This is a genomic window from Photobacterium sp. WH24 (genome assembly GCF_019204055.1).
In the GTDB taxonomy this organism is placed as follows: Bacteria; Pseudomonadota; Gammaproteobacteria; order Enterobacterales; family Vibrionaceae; genus Photobacterium; species Photobacterium arenosum.
Genome location: NZ_JAGSOZ010000001.1, coordinates 493925 through 512053 on the forward strand (window position 1 = coordinate 493925; position 18129 = coordinate 512053).

An 18129-nucleotide genomic window follows, 5' to 3' on the forward strand; every position below is an offset into this window, starting at 1 on the left:
TATTAATGGCCATTATTTTAGGGATAGACCCAGGCTCCAGAATCACGGGATACGGTGTTATCCGTCAGGTGGGCAGACAACTTGAATATCTGGGCAGTGGTTGTATCCGTACCAGCTGTGATGATATTCCGGGTCGGCTGCATCAGATTTATGCCGGGGTTACCGAAGTGATCACTCAGTTTCGTCCCGATGATTTTGCCATTGAAGAAGTCTTCATGGGCAAAAATGCCAATTCGGCACTGAAACTCGGGCAGGCACGCGGCAGTGCAATTGTTGCAGCCGTGAATGCCCATATCCCCGTCAGCGAATATGCGGCCAGATTGATTAAACAGGCGGTGGTTGGCAAAGGCAGTGCCGATAAAGTACAGGTTCAGCACATGGTCTGCCATATGCTGAAATTACCGGGTAAGCCCCAGGCGGATGCGGCAGATGCTTTGGCAGTGGCTATCTGTCATGCCCATACCCACAAAACCCTGGTGGCGATGGCAGGCCAGGCATCGGGTTCGAAACGGGGACGATACAGATAGTCATACGCTGTTAAGTCACCATATCAATATCCCTGTCAGGAATGCGTTCTGTTGGACGGATCAAAAAAAAACAGCCTTGTGCTGCTTTTTTCTTTGTTAATTCATTGTTAACTGAATATAGTGGTCGGAGCTGTTGGATAGTTCATATATAACAATGACAAGGATAACAAAATGTCCCCAGTCGCTTTTTGGCGCGGCCTGTTTTTGCCCTCTTCACATCAGTGGCAGGGAGAGCAAGTCCGCTTGGTTGATACCTTGCTATTTTTCACCCTCATCTCGTTTTTCGTCGGCTTGTACAGCTGGATAAAATGGTCGAGCCATGCCCATACCAGTTTGGTTATCACGTCTATTACACTCATTGGATGCGAAATACTGGCCGGGTTGGTTGTACGCTGGCTTAAACAGATCGAACTTGCGATCAATCTGGGTTTTCTGGGCATGGTGATTCATGCCGTGAACATTGTCTATCAAAGTGGCGGTATTGTTGTTTCCACTCAGGCATTCTGGATGCCGCTGCTGATTGTGGCGTTTTTCCTGGCGGCCAAACCGGTCACAGCCATGATCTGGAGTGCGCTGGTCGTAGTGATTTCTGGCTGGATGATAAAGGAATCTCTGGCCGGTCACGACTTTCCTCACCTGGTATTGACGCCGGCAGCAGAACGGCTGGAAACCTGGTCTGGCTTATTACTGCCTTTAATAGTGATAGGTATCGCTCAGGCCTTCACCGTGCGTCAGCGAGAAAGCGCGCTGGTGAAGTCGTCAGAGGCTGAACGGGCCAGCCATACATTGGCAGAGCAAGCCAAAAAAGGTGAGCAGGCGCTGGGCAGCATTATGTATCGTGCCAGCGAAAGTGCCAGTCAGCTGGCACAGTTAGCCGATGATCTGGAACAGCAGTCTGATGCGTTGCATCATCAGGTGAAAGATCTCAATCAGAACTGCCTGTCGCAGGCCAGTGCGGCCGAGCAGATGAGCCAGCAACTCGGGCAGATGACAGAAGGGCTGGATGAATCAGACCGTTCGGTAACCGAATTGCGCCAGCGCAGCCGAACCATAGAAACTCAGTCCCAGCACAGCTCGGCATCACTGAATGCCTCAACCGACGCTATCGCCCGCATCCTGCACAGTAATAATGAAGTCATGTCGGCCGCTGAGCTGATCACTGCCGTTGCCGAACAGACTAATCTGCTGGCATTGAATGCCGCGATTGAAGCCGCGCGAGCCGGGGAATCGGGACGAGGGTTCGCCGTGGTCGCCGATGAAGTCCGTAAGCTGTCTGCAAAAAGTAATGCTTCCGCCACAGAGATCCGCAGCTTGCTGGAGAAAAGTAAAAATGAAGTGCAGCAGGGACAAAAAGTCATTCATGCCACGGCGACCGAGCTGGGCGGTATTATTGCCGAGATCACTGGTCTGTCTGAGGATGTTAACCGGCTGGCCGATACCCTGGGTATTCAGGTCCAGTCACTGAAAGAGCTTAATCAGGTCAGCACCGAAGTGGCACACAGTGTGGTGCAGACTAATCAGGTTTCGGATCAGGTGGCCCAGCAGGGCGCCGAGCTGGCCAACAGAGTCGAAACCTTAAAAGGACTCGCCGATAGCCTCAATGCGCTGGTGTCACGCCATCAGGCTTGATCTTGTCTGTCATTTATTACGACATTCTGATAAAGCGCTGGATATCCATCCAGCGCTTTATTATGCTAGAGCCAATTTAATTTGCGAGATAGAGGCAAGGCAGTGATTGGCCGATTACGAGGAATCATAGTAGAAAAACAGCCACCGGAAGTGGTGATTGAAGCCGCCGGAATCGGGTATGAAGTTCAGATGCCGATGAGCTGTTTTTACGAATTGCCGCAAGCGGGGCAGGAAGTCACCATTGCCACCCACTTTGTGGTGAGAGAAGACGCCCAGCTGCTGTACGGTTTCAATAAGAAAAGTGAGCGGGATTTGTTTCGCGAAGTCATCAAAGCCAATGGTGTTGGCCCGAAACTGGGTTTAGCCATCTTGTCTGCGTTGACGGCCAGCCAGTTCGTGCTTTGTGTGGAAAATGAAGATATTTCTACCTTAGTGAAGATCCCCGGTGTGGGTAAGAAAACGGCAGAACGCCTGCTGGTTGAAATGAAAGACCGCCTGAAAGGTTGGGGCGAGGGCGATCTTTTCACACCAGCGCTGGATACTGCAGCCAGCCAGGCACAGTCTGCCGCATCCGATAAGAACCGGGCGGTAGATGAAGCCGTGAGCGCCCTGATAGCGCTGGGCTATAAACCTCAGCAGGCTTCTAAAGTGGTCGCTCAGGTTGCGCAGGATGATATGCCAAGTGAAGCGATTATCCGTGAAGCCCTGCGCTCCATGGTGTAAGTGAGATTGTATGATAGAAGCTGATCGCCTGGTGTCGGGAAGTTATCCGGTCAACCGCGAAGAAGAGGTCATTGACCGTGCCATCCGCCCGAAATTACTGCAGGATTATCAGGGCCAGGATCATGTTCGTGGCCAGATGGAAATTTTTATTCAGGCTGCGAAACTGCGTACTGAAGCGCTCGATCATCTGCTGATTTTTGGCCCGCCCGGATTGGGTAAAACGACACTGGCTAACATTGTTGCAAACGAAATGGGTGTCAGTATCCGTACAACGTCAGGCCCTGTGCTGGAGAAGGCCGGCGATCTGGCGGCACTACTGACCAACCTGGAAGAAAATGATGTGCTCTTTATTGATGAGATCCATCGTCTCAGCCCTCAGGTGGAAGAGGTGCTCTATCCGGCGATGGAAGATTATCAGCTTGATATCATGATTGGCGAAGGGCCGGCGGCACGGTCTATCAAGATAGATCTGCCCCCGTTTACCCTGGTGGGCGCGACAACGCGTGCCGGTTCGCTGACCTCACCGCTGCGTGATCGTTTTGGTATTACCCAGCGGCTTGAGTACTACAAAGTGGCTGATCTGCAAGATATTGTTCAGCGCAGCGCCCGGTGCCTCGGGTTGTCTATGGTGCCGGAAGGGGCGCTGGAGATTGCACGACGTGCCCGCGGCACGCCGCGTATCGCGAACCGGTTGTTACGGCGCGTACGGGATTATGCTGAAGTGAAGAGTGATGGTCATATCAGTGAAGAGGTAGCAAGCCAGGCGCTGGATATGCTGGATGTGGACAGCAGCGGCTTTGATTATATGGATCGAAAACTGCTGATGGCGATTATTGACAAATTCATGGGTGGTCCTGTGGGATTGGATAATCTTGCAGCCGCTATCGGAGAGGAAAAGGATACGATTGAAGATGTACTCGAACCCTATCTGATTCAGCAAGGCTTTTTGCAGCGCACACCCAGGGGACGGATCGCGACCCATCGCGCTTATCTGCATTTTGGTTTGGATATCCCTAGCAGCTGATATCACAGATAATCAAATGTTAAAAACGGAGCCCAAGGCTCCGTTTTTGTTTGCTTTTTACGCATGTTTTTTTCGGCTAAATCCGGCTGAGTCATCTAATATCATTAACATTTCCTGCATGAGTTTATGCGTCAGACGGGTCAAATCCTGACGGTGGCCATAGCTTTAATGCTGGTAAAGGCCCAAATGGTTGAGGCTGGCCAGGAGTTGCGGATTTTTCTGGCAGGCCTGGGCTTGGCGGTGATTGTTTAAAACTTGGATATTGGTGCAGTAACCAAACCGGGAAATGTTAATAGGAATATCTTCATCTCCAAACAAGTGTCACAGTTGGTATGGCTGCCAGTAAGGTGATACCTGCAGGGCACAGTCATTGTCCTGTTGTCTTTTTGGATTAGAAAAAATAATCTAAAGGTCGGGTCAGGTTTATATTAATTGCACTGTCTTTACGCTTGTTTATTGATGTTATCTTGTGCGCCGAAGTCGTTTTTTCCTTTCAGCTTTACTGAGAAAAATTACCCGTTTTTTGTTGTGACTATAGAACCTGCCAAGGTGATTAAATTTGCATTTTTTGTAACTTTATAATTGAAAAATCACATTTATTTAAAGTGTTAGCTACAAAGCTATGCAATTGCGAGAAGTTTGATCTCGCGCATGGAAATAACTTATCTATACGATTTAAATCGCAATCTGCTTAGCGAATCAGCGCGCTTTTTTATAAATACCTTTGAACCTGTGTGGCGAAGTCAGTAGTATTAGTTTCAGCTTATCTGGCTGTGGTTTTACATTAAAATCTATAATTCGAAACAAGTCCGCAACATCCAGTTTGGCGAGTAAATCGCTGGTCAGGAAATGATGTTGTAAAACAGGCAGGCGTGCTCGCTGACGTTTTGCGTAGCCTAACGATGGATAACGCGTTGTCGGGTTATCAATCAATGATTGCTGATGTTTTAACCGATTGACAGTAGTCTTGAAGAATACTTGCTGGGCGTGCTCGATCAACTATGTCGTACGTTGCCGGGAGACTGGCGACTAAAGGAGTTATCATGTTTGATATCGTCGAACTATCGCGGTTACAGTTCGCTATGACTGCGATGTACCACTTTTTGTTCGTCCCGCTGACTTTGGGCATGGCGTTTCTGCTCGCCATCATGGAGTCTGTGTATGTGATGACCGGAAAGCAAATCTACAAGGACATGACCAAGTTCTGGGGTAAGCTTTTCGCCATTAACTTTGCACTGGGTGTAGCCACTGGACTGACCATGGAATTCCAGTTCGGTATGAACTGGGCCTACTATTCTCACTACGTCGGCGACATTTTTGGCGCCCCGCTTGCAATTGAAGCGCTGATAGCTTTTTTCCTTGAATCCACTTTTGTCGGCTTATTCTTTTTTGGCTGGGATCGACTCAGTAAGCGCCAACACTTAACGGTGACCTGGCTGGTGGCTCTGGGCTCAAACTTCTCTGCATTGTGGATTCTGATTGCCAATGCCTGGATGCAAAATCCAGTTGGTGCTGAGTTCAATTTCGAAACCATGCGCATGGAGATGGTGAGTTTTGCCGAAGTGATACTCAATCCAGTTGCACAGGTGAAATTTGTCCACACTGTGGCATCAGGCTATGTAACAGGTGCCATGTTCATCTTGGGTGTCAGCTCTTATTACATCCTCAAAGGTCGCGATCTGCCTTTTGCCCGTCGTTCATTTGCGATTGCGGCTTCTTTCGGTATGGCCTCTATCTTGTCTGTGATCGTGTTGGGAGATGAATCCGGCTACGAGCTGGGTGATGTCCAAAAGGCAAAACTGGCCGCTATTGAAGCCGAGTGGCACACCGAAGAAGCCCCGGCGGCTTTCACCTTATTCGGCATTCCGAATCAGGAAACCATGCACACGGATTACGCCATTAAAATCCCCTATGTGATGGGTATTATTGCTACGCGTTCATTTGATACTGAAGTCACGGGTTTACGTGATCTTAAAGATGAGCACGAAGTACGTATCCGTAGTGGTATGGAAGCCTACGGCCTGCTTGAGAAACTGCGTGCGGGTGAAAAATCACCTGAAAATATCGCCGCGTTCGATGCCGTGAAAAATGATCTGGGCTATGGGCTGTTGCTGAAGCCTTATACCGACAGGGTCGTGGATGCTACGGATGAGGACATCGCACAAGCGGCGGCCGATTCATTGCCTACCGTCTGGCCATTATTCTGGAGCTTCCGCATCATGGTGGGCTGTGGATTTATTATGCTGGGTGTGTTTGCTGCGGCATTTATTCAAACCTGTCGCCATAAAATCACTGAGAAAAAATGGGTGCTTCGCGCGGCGCTGTACGCCATCCCGCTACCTTGGATCGCCATTGAAGCCGGCTGGTTTGTCGCTGAGTACGGTCGTCAACCCTGGGCGGTGGGTGAGATTTTGCCTACAGCGATGGCGGCGTCCAATGTGGCCGTGTCGGATGTACTGACGTCGATGGCCGTTATTATCGCTCTGTATACCTGTTTCCTCATTGCGGAAGTCTACCTGATGCTGAAATTTGCCCGTTTGGGTCCAAGCAGTCTGAAAACCGGGCGCTATCATTTTGAACAGAATGTTGCACCGCATGACTTAACTGATAACCCGGTCATGAAGTGATCCGAGACGGACAGGAGAATTAAAAATGTTTGATTACGAAGTGTTACGTCTTATCTGGTGGTTGCTGATTGGTGTCTTGTGCATCGGTTTTGCAGTGACGGATGGATTCGATATGGGTGTCGGTGTTCTCACCAACATTATTGGTAAAACAGACACAGAACGCCGCATCATGATTAACTCTATCGCACCGCACTGGGACGGTAACCAGGTTTGGTTAATCACAGCCGGCGGTGCGTTATTTGCGGCCTGGCCACTGGTCTATGCGACGGCTTTTTCCGGGTTTTATCTGGCTATGGTTCTGACAGTAGCGGCCCTCTGGCTCCGTCCTCTGGGGTTTGATTACCGCTCGAAAATTGAAGATCCAAAATGGCGTAACCTGTGGGACCGTGCGATTTTCATCGGCAGCTTTGTTCCGCCTGTGATCTTTGGTGTGGCTTTTGGCAACCTGCTGCAAGGCGTGCCTTTTGTTTTGAGCGATCTGCTGATTCCGACTTATAAGGGCTCGTTTTTCGGCTTGCTGAATCCCTTCGCTTTGCTGTGCGGCGTTGTCAGTCTGGCGATGATAGTGACACAGGGTGCGGTATACCTGCAGATGAAAACCACAGACGAGCTGCATGCGCGCGCGCGCAACATTGCGCCAGTCACAGCGTTAATAACCTTGGTTGCTTTTGTGCTGGCCGGATTCTGGGCGAAAAACCTGGAAGGGTATGTGGTCGCGTCTGAGCTTGTAAAAGATGCGGCGTCAAACCCGCTCAATAAAGAAGTGGTTCGCCAGACTGGCGCACTGATGATGAATTTCAATGCTCAGCCGCTGCTGTGGATTGCTCCGGCACTGGGCATTGTGATGCCGTTGCTGACGATTCTGGCATGTCGTATTGAACGGGCAGGGTTTGCTTTCCTGTTCTCCAGTTTGACCATGGCAGGCATTATTCTTACTTTCGGCTTTGCAATGTTCCCATTCATCATGCCGTCCAGTGAGATTCCGAACCACAGTCTGACACTCTGGGATGCAACATCCAGTGAGCTGACGCTGAACATTATGACAGTGGTTGCTTTTGTCATGGTGCCGATCATTCTGGCTTACACCTGCTGGTGTTATTACAAAATGTTTGGTCGTCTCGATAAGCAATATATCGAAGACAATAAAAATTCACTGTATTAAGGAGACTGACTATGTGGTATTTCGCCTGGATTCTGGGGGTCCTGTTAGCCTGCTCGTTCGGTATCATTAACGCGTTGTGGTTAGAAACAACAGAGAACATGGATGACAGCAGTCAATCAGACAGTGAGTAATCGTATCGACGTCTGGGTCAGAACAAGCCATGCCTGGCTGGCGCACAGTGTGTTACGTGTGCTGGCCCTGATCATGGGACTGGTTACAGGCGGTCTCGTGATATGGGACCCAGTCTTGTTCGCCGAGGAGATAGGAGGTTTTGGTCCTGTTATTTCTCCGGCACTCATCTGGTCTTGCTGTGCCGCGGTTATCTTCGGGGTAGGTTTTGTGCCTCGGCGGTGGTACTGGCAACTGTTATTCACACCTTATGCCGCCTTACCCATATTAGCGGGTATTCTTTGGCTCCGTCTGAGCTGAAAGCATGTATGTTACGACACAGCCCGCTGAGAATAGCGGGCTGTGTTTTATGTGGCAGTAATTCCCGGAAATACCGACAAGGTCAAAAATTGAAAGGAAATAATACATGCGGAAAGTCAGGGGTTTCATTCTCTAAATTAACTCCGGTATAGTTATTGCTGGATTACCTTCTGACGTCATTTTTTTGGCGTTGGTTATGCATCATCATTAGTGGTATTGGGATGACGGAAGAAAACGCCTTTGAATGGCCAATCACTATTTATATTGAAGACACAGACACTGGCGGCATTGTTTATCATGCCAATTATCTTAAGTTTTTTGAGCGTGGCAGAACGGAACTATTCAGAAGCTTTGGAGTCAGCTTACAGGACATGTTAGAGCAAGGTTTCAGTTTCGTGGTGCGCCATCTTGAAATTGATTACCTGAAAGGTGCCAGATTAGACGATCAGCTCAAGGTTCGTACCTGGCCGTTAAAGGTGCGTAAAGCCTCCATCGAATTTTGTCAGATTTTAGTAAACAATGAGGGCCAGTGCTTGTGTAAAGCTACTGTTCAGGTAGCCTGTGTCGACCCTCGTTCAATGAAACCCATTGTGATACCAGAACATATACTGTCGGAGATAGCCTAAGTGAGTGCTGAACTTTCTATTCTGGATTTGTTTTTGCAGGCGAGCCTGCTGGTCAAAATTGTCATGCTGATCCTTCTGGGAATGTCGGTCATCTCCTGGGCGATGATTGTGAAACGTTCGCAGATATTGTCTCAGGCAGCCTCAAAAGCCGAGCGTTTTGAAGACCGTTTCTGGTCGGGCATTGATTTATCTCATTTGTTTCAGGAAGTGCAGAGCCGTAAAGACGATCTGAGCGGAACGGAACAGATTTTCTATGCGGGATTTAAAGAGTTTGCCCGTTTGCACCGTAATAATGGCAAAGCGCCAGAATCTGTCATGGAAGGGGCTGGCCGTGCGATGCGTGTATCGCTGTCGCGGGAAGTGGAAGAAATGGAAACCAGTCTGCCGTTTCTGGCCACTGTGGGTTCAATCAGTCCTTACATCGGCCTGTTCGGTACAGTATGGGGCATTATGCATGCCTTTATTGCGTTGGGCGCCGTGAAGCAGGCAACACTGGCGATGGTCGCTCCGGGTATTGCCGAAGCATTGGTTGCAACGGCGATGGGTCTGTTTGCAGCAATCCCAGCTGTGATGTTTTACAACCGCCTGACCAACAAGGTTGCCAAACTGGAACATAACTACGCCACCTTTATGGAAGAGTTCTCCAGCATCCTGCACCGTCAGGCGTTTGCAGCTAACCAGGAGTAACATCATGGCGGTTTATCAACCGAAAAAGCGCAAGATGACGGCAGAAATCAATGTGGTTCCGTACATTGACGTGATGCTGGTGCTCCTGATTATCTTCATGGTGACCGCGCCATTTGTGACTCAGGGTGTAGACGTTGAGTTACCTGCCACGCATACAGCGCAAACGGCGGCAGAGCTGGCCGGTGAAAACGATAGCGGGGCACCTATCATTGTCGAGGTGGACAAAGATGGTCAGCTTGGCCTGAGCGTCAATAACGATGACATGATACGTGGCCTGCAATTGACTGAGCTGCTGACGCGCGTTAAAGCCGAATTGCAGCTTAATCCGAAAACGCCCGTAATGGTGGGCGGAGACGCCAGAGTCCCTTATTCAGCGATTATCGAAACGCTGGATGCCTTGAATCAGGCAGGTGTCGGCTCTGTGGGTCTGATGACTGAGCCATTGGAGCAGTAGGGAAGTAAATGAAAAAAAACAACTATACAGTTGCCATCATCATTTCGTTATTTTTCCATGCTGTATTGTTTGCTGCGCTGATCTGGGGAACGGACTTCACTATGTCTGACCCTAAGCCAAAGGGTTCGACCATTCAGGCTGTTGTCGTTGATCCCGCTTTGGTCAATCAGCAGGCCCGCCAGTTTCGCGAGCAGCGAGATGCGGCGAAAAAAGCCGAGCAAGAACGTCTTGAGCGCCTTGAACGTCAGGCTGTGGCACTGGAACAGCAGCGTCAGGCTGAAGAAGAGCGCATTCGTAAATTGAGAGCGGATAAGCTCCAGGCCGAGAAAGCAGCGCGCGAAGCAGATGCTGAAAGGGCTCGAATTTCTCGTGAAAAAGAAAAAGCAGCAGAAGAAAAGCGTCAGGCAGACGAACAAGCCAAGCTGGCTCGCGAAGAAGCGAAAAAAGCCGAAGCGGATCGTCAGGCTAAGTTAAAAGCCAAGCAGGAAGCTGAAGAAGCAACGCGTAAAGCTGAAATTGCGCGTCAGCAGAAAATTGAAGAGCAAAAACGTGCCGAAGAAGCGGCTCGCCAGGCAGAAGCTGATCGTAAAGCTAAGGTAGCGGCGAAGAAGAAAGCGGAAGAAGAAGCACGTAAAGCTGAAGCTGCCCGTAAAGAAGCCGAACGTAAAGCGAAAGAAGCAAAAGCACTGCAGCGGCAGCAGGAAGCGGCTCTTAATGACATGTTTGCCGGCCTGGAAGCAGAAACTGAGCAACGAGGTAGTGCGAAAGGGCAGTTTATCGCTGATGAAACTGCCCGTTACGGCGAAATTTACAAGCAGATGATCCAGCAAAATTTGCTGTTTGATCAAAATTTCTCGGGTAAAGAATGCAACCTGCAAATGCGACTGTCAGTGAGCGGCCTGCTGCTGGATGTGTCGGATGTGGGGGGGGATACAAGTTTGTGCCGCGCGGCAAAAGCGGCCGTTGTAAAAGTCAGCCAGTTTCCCATGCCAGAAGATCCGGCAGTGGTGGAAAAACTGCGTTCAATTCGCTTAACCGTGAAGCCAGTAAGTTAAGAGGGAAAGCTAAATGAAACGTTGGATTTTGGGCTTGTGTGCCGCCCTGCTCACCATGAGCCAACTGGCACATGCTGAACTGGAACTGGTCATTACTGAAGGTGTCGATTCGGCACGCCCGATCGGTATTATTCCCTTTCAGTGGGAAGGTGGTGGTGCGGCGCCTGTTGATATGGCGTCGGTTATTGCCTCGGATTTACGTCGCAGTGGCAAATTTAGTCCTGTTGCCCCTAATGCAATGCCGCAAACGCCTACCAGCGAAGCAGACATTAATTATGCCGCCTGGACAGCATTGGGTGTGGATGCGCTGGTAACAGGCACTGTCAGTAAGAACGCTGATGGTAATTATGTCATCAATTACCAGCTGATAGATGTAGTGCGCGGCCAGTTAACCAATGGCGAGAGCCGGGGTCTGGAAGACGGAAAGCTGGTTCAGACCAGTGATCACGTTTTGCTGAATAACCGAGCGACAGTCAGAACCAACCGTCTGCGTCAGTATGCGCACCGTATCTCGGATGTGGTCTATGAAAAACTGACCGGCGAAAAAGGGGCATTCCTGACGCGGATCTCTTACGTGGTCATCGACGATAACTCGGACTATCCGTACCAGCTTCGCATTGCTGATTATGATGGCTATAACGAGCAACTGGTCCTGAAATCCAAACAGCCGTTGATGTCGCCTTCCTGGTCTCCTGACGGCAACAAACTGGCTTATGTCAGCTTTGAAAATCAGCAGTCCCAGATTTTTATCATGAACATTACGAATGGTACCCGTGAAATGGTCGCCTCATTCCCTAGACACAATGGTTCACCGCGTTTTTCCCCTGACGGGAAGAAACTAGCCATGGTCTTGTCGAAAAGTGGGAGTTTGCAAGTCTACGTAATGGATTTACAAACTAAAGCGATGAAACAGGTGACAGACGGGCGTGCGAACAACACTGAAGCGTTTTGGGATCCAAGCGGTCAATCTATGATTTTCACGTCAGACAGAGGTGGTAAACCTCAGATATATCGAGTAAATTTAGCTGACGGTTCGACTGAGCGTCTGACATGGCAAGGATCGCAAAATCTCGGTGGTCAGCTGACACCAGATGGCCGTTATTTGGTAATGGTGAACCGATCGGATTCGGGTTACAACATTGCCAAACAGGATTTGAAAACAGGTGCTGTACAGATTTTGACGAAAACATTTTTGGATGAATCTCCAAGCATTGCCCCAAATGGTGGCATGGTGATCTACAGCTCGGTTAATAACAAATCCAACGAGTTGTCTCTGGTATCAATAGATGGTCGTTTTAAGGCTCGTTTACCAGCTACCAGTGGGCGAGTAAGAGCACCATCTTGGGGACCGTTCTTATAGGGTTCACTGCAATATAGCGATAAATAAGGAAAAAAAATGCAACTGAATAAAGTTTTAAAGGGTTTGGCAATTGCGCTGCCAATGTTTACTCTGGCTGCTTGTAGTTCTACCGACAGCACAGACAGTTCTGCCGCTCAAACTAACACTGGCGCTGGTACAACTGGCTCAGAAACCACAGTTGTAACACCTGTAGATTCTGGTTCAGCGGCGATGTCAGAGCAAGAAGTCCGCAACCAGCAACTGCGCCAGGAACAAACGGTTTACTTCCAGTTTGACAATGCTGAAATTCAGGCCAGCTATCAGGCGATGCTTGAAGCACATGCTGAATACCTGCGTAACAACAGTGGTGTGAAAATTATTGTTGAAGGCCACGCGGATGAGCGCGGTACGCCAGAGTACAACATTGCACTGGGTGAGCGTCGTGCCAATGCTGTTGCTAAGTACCTGCAGGCACTGGGTGTGTCTTCAAGCCAGATCTCTATCGTAAGCTACGGTGAAGAGAAGCCGCTGGTACTGGGCCACACTGACGCCGATTACGCTAAGAACCGTCGTTCGGTTCTGGTTTACTAATTAAGGTTATGAAAATGAACAGTAACATGATGCGTTATGTCGCATTAACGTTGCTGATTGGTGCGGCGACCCCTGTGGTCGCCGCACCTGCTCCTGTTTCTGAGCTCAAAGGCAGCTCATCAAGCAGCGAAAGCAGTCTGCAACGTTTAGAACGTATGTTTGAGGCGCGTAGCCAGATGCAACTGGATATGCAGCGTCAACTTGATGAATTGTCCCGTGAAGTTGGCGAACTACGTGGTATGGTTGAACGCAATAGTTACGATATGAAGCAGATGCTGGAACGTCAGCGTGAGCTCTATCGTGAAATTGACAAATTAAGCCGTGAGCAACCCGCTGCAGCCAAAGCAGAGAAAAAGGATGTATCCGGCGGTGAAACCTATGCCGCCAGCGCCGATGAAAATACCGCTTATGAAAGTGCCGTGAATTTGATTCTGAAAGAAAAGGATTATGATGGTGCGGTGACGGCGTTCAACGGATTTTTGTCCACTTATCCTGACTCTGTGTATGCGGCCAATGCCCATTACTGGCTTGGGCAGCTTTATTTTACCCAGAACAAGATGGCGGATGCTCAAACACACTTTGAAGCTGTTGCCAGTTTCAAAGATTCCAATAAGCGCGCTGATGCGCTGTTGAAGATGGGTGTGTTAGCCGAGCGTGGCAACAAAGCGGATGTGGCAAAAAAACTCTACGAGCAGGTAGTGGCAGAATATCCCAATACTGCGACATCTCAACAAGCCGAAAAAAGCCTCAAGAATCTTAAATAACAGGATATCGGGCTTAGTCTCTTCCTCGCCGCTGACCTCTCAAAATTGGGTTAGCGGTGTCTGTTTGCCCCTTCCATGCCTTATCCAGATTAGTATTACAGCGTAATTGCAGTGTATAATGCGCGGATTGTAAGGACGAGCTGATAGAGCAAGACGTAATGAGCCTGACATTTGACCCTTCAGAAATGGTGTATCCATTTCCACCCAAACCTATTCCACTGACTCAAAGCGAGCAAGTGGATTACAAAGCGAAAATTAAAGCGCTGCTTCAGGAAAAAGAAGCTGTGCTGATCGCGCATTACTACACCGATCCCGAAATCCAGGCACTGGCCGAAGAAACCGGTGGTTTTGTGGGCGATTCGCTGGAAATGGCACGATTTGGTAATCAACATCCTGCGAAAACCCTGATTGTTTGCGGTGTGCGTTTCATGGGGGAATCGGCCAAGATTCTTACGCCAGAAAAACACGTGTTGATGCCGACGCTGGAAGCTGAATGCTCTTTGGATTTAGGCTGCCCGGAAAAAGAATTCAGTGAATTCTGCGATGCGCACCCGGATCACACTGTGGTGGTGTACGCGAATACGTCTGCAGCGGTCAAAGCACGCGCTGACTGGGTAGTGACGTCCAGTATAGCGCTGGAGATTGTCGAACATCTGGATGCCGAAGGTAAGCCGATCATCTGGGGACCAGACCGCCATTTAGGCAGCTATATCCAGAAGAAAACAGGCGCTGAGATGCTGTTATGGCAAGGCGAGTGTGTTGTTCATGATGAATTTTCCGCCAAAGCGCTGAAAGACATGAAGCACCTGCATCCGGACGCAGCTATCCTGGTCCACCCTGAATCGCCGGCGAGTGTGGTTGCCTTAGCAGATGCTGTAGGCTCTACCAGCCAGTTGATCAAAGCGGCTAAGAGCCTGCCGCAACAAAAATTGATTGTTGCGACCGACAAAGGCATTTTCTTCAAAATGCAGCAGATGGTGCCAGGAAAAGAACTGATTGAGGCACCGACGGCAGGAGCTGGCGCGACTTGCCGAAGTTGTGCGCATTGCCCCTGGATGGCAATGAACGGCTTGAAAGCCATTGAAGCAGCTTTGCGCGAAGGTGGCGAAAAGCACGAGATCTTTGTCGATGAAGCCATTCGTGTGAAATCTCTTATTCCGTTGAACCGTATGCTGGATTTTGCTGCATCGCTGCAGTTGCAAGTGAAAGGCAACGCCTGACACGGGCAAACCAGATCCACCGAGATGAAAAGCGGCCCTATGGTCGCTTTTTTTGTATCTGAAGACTTTTGTGTTGTTGAAGGTGTGGCGGGATTTTGCGAGATGTTGTGAAATCCGACTGTGATAGACAGACCTTAAACCGGTATAAGTCATTATCGGTAAGCGGTAACAGCAGGTTTTACTCGCCGTAACATAACAAAATGAATCAAATTTGTAACATTTAGTGGCACCTGAGATCTCATTGTCAGCATTTTTTAGTTGATCATGTATGCCAACAAGGCAATAACATTTATAGGATAAATAATAATGAAACAACCCTACTAAATATCTGAAAACTAGGATCATAACTATGCTTACACAATTCAGAAAAAGCTGGCTGGCCTTCACGACTACAGCATTGCTTACCTTATCGGTTCAGGCGAGTGCGGAAAATTACACCATAGGAACAGGCAGTCAGAGCGGTACTTACTACCCGTTAGGCGGCATGCTGGCCAAGATCTGGAGTGAGAATATTGATAACTTTGATATGCGGGCTGAGGTGACTGCTGCTTCGGTTGAAAACGTGATCAAAGTATCTACCCATAAGCAGTTGGCGGGTATTGCGATGGGCAATGTGGTTGAGCAGGCCTATGAAGGCACTAAACCCTTCCCGAGAAAAATGGACGCGGTAGTTTTGTTTGCTCTCTATCCCAATGTTGTCCAGTTTATGGTACCTGCGGATTCAGATATCCACAGTATTGCTGATCTTAAAGGTAAAAAGGTTTCGCTTGGCGCACCGGGTTCGGGTACACGAGTCAGCGCCGTTAATATTCTGAATGCCTTGGGGGTTGAAGAAAAAGATATTCAGGCCCAGTCTCTGAATTACACCGCGACCACCAGTGCGATTGCCAATGGTCAGATTGATGCCGGAGCCATTGTCGGCAGCTTAGGTGTAGGCGCAATCACAGAGCTGGCATTGACCCGTAATATCCGTATTTTGTCGTTTACCGAAGCGGATATGGCGAAAATCACTGCGGCCAACCCCTCTTATCAATTGATCGAAGCACCCGCTGACACCTATAAGAATGTCGCAAGCTTTAAAGCACCGGCAATCTGGAATGTGTTAGTGGTGAATAAAGATCTGGATAACAAACTGGCGTATGAAATGACCAAAACCGCCTTCGAGAATATGGATAAGATTCGTAAAACGATCAGCGTGACTCAATATACGACGATTGAAAATATGAAAAAACTGGGTGGTGTGCCATTGCATCCTGGTGCCCAGCAATATCTGGATGAGCAGTCGCAGTAAACATGGGTTGTTTTCAGGGGCGGGGAAGTGCAGACCCGGGTCTGTCTCTCAGCCCTTGTGCTGAATTGGAGTATTTATGTCAACGACAGCCACTGCCCGGCACGGGCAAAAGCTTGCAGATATGCTGATGAAAATAGCCGCTATAGCGGCTATCGTTTTGTCTGCCTTTCAGATTTGGCAGGGGGTGACGGCAGAATTAGCGGCGCCTGTTTTTCGTCCGGTACACTTAAGCTGGATTCTGGTATTAGTGTTTCTCACTCAGCCATTAATCAAACAGAGCCATTCTCTTCCACTATATCTGGCGGCACGTAGTGTCGATTTTGTGTTGTCGGCTGCCACCATCTGGGCGACCTGGCACATTGTTCAGTTTGATTATGACGATATCAGTTTTTTACTGGATGGGCTGAAAGGGGCAGATCAACTGGCTGGGTTGATCACTATCGTTGCCTTACTGGAAGCGACCCGGCGTTCTGTCGGCATGGTAATGGTGGTGATTGCGGCGGTCTTTATCACTTATGCGCTGTTTGGTGATGCCTTGCCTTCTGGCATCGCCAGCAAAGGATTCGAGTTGGAAGAGCTGATTCGATTCCATATTTTTTCCACCAACGGGGTATACGGCGCGCCTTTAGCGATTGCGGCAGGGGTAGTGTTTATTTTCGTGCTGTTTGGTGCGTTTCTGCAGGTGACCGGTGCCGGGCAATTTTTTATCGATATTGCCTTTGCTGTTGCCGGTAAATACCGCGGTGGCCCGGCAAAAGCCAGTGTGATCGCGTCGGCGGCGCTAGGCTCTATTTCTGGCTCTGCCATCGCCAACACGGTGACAACCGGGTCGTTAACGATTCCGATGATGAAAAAGCTGGGCTACAAACCCGAGCAAGCTGCCGGCATTGAAGCCGCTGCATCCACTGGGGGGCAGATTATGCCGCCTGTTATGGGGGCGGGCGCGTTTGTTATGGCGCAGTTTACGGGGATTCCATATAGCGAAATATTGCTGGTGTCGATCGCACCTGCGATTTTGTACTTTGCCTGCACGTTGCTTTATGTTCACCTGATGGCCTGTAAGCTGGGGCTGGAAGGGATGGATGTCAAAGCAGGTGTGCGTGAAGTGCTGAATAAAGGCTGGCACTTTCTTGCGCCATTGATTCTGGTCACTGCGCTGCTGATGATGAGTTACTCGCCGGTGCTGGTCGGGATTGCGGGATGTGTCGCTATTCTTGTTTCCGCCTTGTGTCGCCGTTCGAGCCGTGTCAGCCTGAGTCAGGTACTGGAAGGCATGAAAGAAGGGGCATTGATGGCCCTGCCGATTTCCGTGGCCTGTGCAACGGCCGGTATTGTTGTTGGCGTTGTCGGACAAACCGGTATTGGCCTGCAGTTCACCCAGTTCCTGCTGGCGCTGTCCGGTGGTCACTTATGGTCGGCACTCCTTCTGATAGCACTGGCGGCGGTGGTGCTGGGCATGGGCTTGCCTGTAACAGCCGCGTACATAGTGCTGTCCGTTATGGCGGTACCGGCGCTGAATGATTTCGGCTTGCCTATTCTGACTGCCCACATGATTGTATTCTGGCTGTCGCAAACTTCTAATGTCACGCCACCTATCGCTCTGGCGGCCTTTGCCGGTGCCGGTATTGCGAATGCATCGCCGATGCGATCTGCGGTGCAGGCGTTTAAACTGGCTCAGGGCTTTTTCCTGATCCCTGCTATGATGGCATTCTCCGGGCTCATACTGGGTGACGGGGAGACGCTGCATTTTGTGATTGGCATTGCGACAACGGCAGGGCTGATTATTGCATTTGCGGGTGGTATTGAGGGACGTTTGATTAACCCGCTCAATAAGCCGTTCAGAGTGATACTGCTGGCATTGGCACTGATGATGCTGTTTATGGATGACTCGGTCAGGTTAGCTGCGTTAGTTGCTGTTATCGGGATAGTCGTGGTAAACACCAAGTTAGGCCGGAAGAAGGTGGAAATGATCCACTGACGC

General features: G+C 49.7%; 19 protein-coding genes. 18 read left to right on the top strand and 1 reads right to left on the bottom strand.

What is annotated here, in order from left to right; translation table 11 throughout:
* Positions 1-5: 5 nt before the first annotated feature.
* The 4 genes from ruvC (at position 6) to ruvB (ending at position 3903) form a co-directional block, all read left to right on the top strand.
* Positions 6-527, top strand: coding sequence for a crossover junction endodeoxyribonuclease RuvC (gene ruvC / locus KCG43_RS02150; protein ID WP_027253444.1), 522 nt, complete (start codon positions 6-8; stop codon positions 525-527).
* A gap of 171 nt (positions 528-698) precedes the next feature.
* Entirely contained in the window at positions 699-2156 is a 1458-nt protein-coding gene (locus KCG43_RS02155; RefSeq protein ID WP_218383042.1) for a methyl-accepting chemotaxis protein, read from the top strand.
* A 102-nt stretch (positions 2157-2258) separates the two neighbouring features.
* Positions 2259-2879 (top strand): Holliday junction branch migration protein RuvA, encoded by a 621-nt coding sequence (gene ruvA / locus KCG43_RS02160; RefSeq protein WP_218383045.1) that lies wholly within the window; start codon positions 2259-2261, stop codon positions 2877-2879.
* Between the two features lie 10 nt (positions 2880-2889).
* The gene (gene ruvB / locus KCG43_RS02165) at positions 2890-3903 is read left to right on the top strand and encodes a Holliday junction branch migration DNA helicase RuvB (protein ID WP_192015254.1); all 1014 of its coding nucleotides are present in this window, start codon (positions 2890-2892) and stop codon (positions 3901-3903) included.
* Positions 3904-4602: 699 nt separating this feature from the next.
* On the opposite strand, the gene KCG43_RS02170 is transcribed toward ruvB, so the two are convergent.
* A complete protein-coding gene (locus tag KCG43_RS02170) occupies positions 4603-4902 on the bottom strand; it encodes a hypothetical protein (protein WP_192015255.1) in 300 nt (99 codons plus the stop codon).
* 44 nt (positions 4903-4946) lie between these two features.
* On the opposite strand from KCG43_RS02170, the gene cydA reads away from it, so the two are divergent.
* The 14 genes from cydA (at position 4947) to KCG43_RS02240 (ending at position 18126) form a co-directional block, all read left to right on the top strand.
* A complete protein-coding gene (cydA, locus tag KCG43_RS02175) occupies positions 4947-6530 on the top strand; it encodes a cytochrome ubiquinol oxidase subunit I (RefSeq protein ID WP_192015256.1) in 1584 nt (527 codons plus the stop codon).
* Between the two features lie 25 nt (positions 6531-6555).
* A complete protein-coding gene (cydB, locus tag KCG43_RS02180) occupies positions 6556-7692 on the top strand; it encodes a cytochrome d ubiquinol oxidase subunit II (protein WP_218383047.1) in 1137 nt (378 codons plus the stop codon).
* An 11-nt stretch (positions 7693-7703) separates the two neighbouring features.
* Complete coding sequence (cydX, locus tag KCG43_RS02185) at positions 7704-7823, top strand: cytochrome bd-I oxidase subunit CydX (RefSeq protein WP_192015258.1); 120 nt, start codon at positions 7704-7706, stop codon at positions 7821-7823.
* Positions 7795-8121, top strand: coding sequence for a cyd operon YbgE family protein (locus KCG43_RS02190; RefSeq protein ID WP_218383049.1), 327 nt, complete (start codon positions 7795-7797; stop codon positions 8119-8121). Before cydX ends, KCG43_RS02190 begins: the two co-directional genes overlap by 29 nt.
* A 221-nt stretch (positions 8122-8342) precedes the next feature.
* The gene (gene ybgC / locus KCG43_RS02195; RefSeq protein ID WP_192015260.1) at positions 8343-8747 is read left to right on the top strand and encodes a tol-pal system-associated acyl-CoA thioesterase; all 405 of its coding nucleotides are present in this window, start codon (positions 8343-8345) and stop codon (positions 8745-8747) included.
* Entirely contained in the window at positions 8748-9434 is a 687-nt protein-coding gene (gene tolQ / locus KCG43_RS02200; RefSeq protein ID WP_192015261.1) for a protein TolQ, read from the top strand. It abuts the gene before it with no gap.
* A 4-nt stretch (positions 9435-9438) separates the two neighbouring features.
* Complete coding sequence (tolR, locus tag KCG43_RS02205) at positions 9439-9888, top strand: protein TolR (protein ID WP_225445102.1); 450 nt, start codon at positions 9439-9441, stop codon at positions 9886-9888.
* Between the two features lie 8 nt (positions 9889-9896).
* The gene (gene tolA, locus KCG43_RS02210; RefSeq protein ID WP_218383051.1) at positions 9897-10943 is read left to right on the top strand and encodes a cell envelope integrity protein TolA; all 1047 of its coding nucleotides are present in this window, start codon (positions 9897-9899) and stop codon (positions 10941-10943) included.
* A 13-nt stretch (positions 10944-10956) separates the two neighbouring features.
* Positions 10957-12303 (top strand): Tol-Pal system beta propeller repeat protein TolB, encoded by a 1347-nt coding sequence (gene tolB / locus KCG43_RS02215; RefSeq protein WP_192015263.1) that lies wholly within the window; start codon positions 10957-10959, stop codon positions 12301-12303.
* Positions 12304-12339: 36 nt separating this feature from the next.
* Positions 12340-12873: a peptidoglycan-associated lipoprotein Pal gene (pal, locus tag KCG43_RS02220; RefSeq protein ID WP_192015264.1), complete on the top strand. Its 534-nt coding sequence runs from the start codon at positions 12340-12342 to the stop codon at positions 12871-12873.
* A 14-nt stretch (positions 12874-12887) separates the two neighbouring features.
* Positions 12888-13637, top strand: a complete 750-nt coding sequence (ybgF, locus tag KCG43_RS02225; protein WP_192015265.1) for a tol-pal system protein YbgF — start codon at positions 12888-12890, stop codon at positions 13635-13637.
* A 158-nt stretch (positions 13638-13795) separates the two neighbouring features.
* Complete coding sequence (gene nadA / locus KCG43_RS02230) at positions 13796-14857, top strand: quinolinate synthase NadA (protein ID WP_192015266.1); 1062 nt, start codon at positions 13796-13798, stop codon at positions 14855-14857.
* 349 nt (positions 14858-15206) lie between these two features.
* A complete protein-coding gene (locus KCG43_RS02235) occupies positions 15207-16148 on the top strand; it encodes a TAXI family TRAP transporter solute-binding subunit (RefSeq protein ID WP_192015267.1) in 942 nt (313 codons plus the stop codon).
* A 76-nt stretch (positions 16149-16224) separates the two neighbouring features.
* Positions 16225-18126 (top strand): TRAP transporter fused permease subunit, encoded by a 1902-nt coding sequence (locus tag KCG43_RS02240; protein ID WP_218383053.1) that lies wholly within the window; start codon positions 16225-16227, stop codon positions 18124-18126.
* Positions 18127-18129 lie beyond the last annotated feature (3 nt).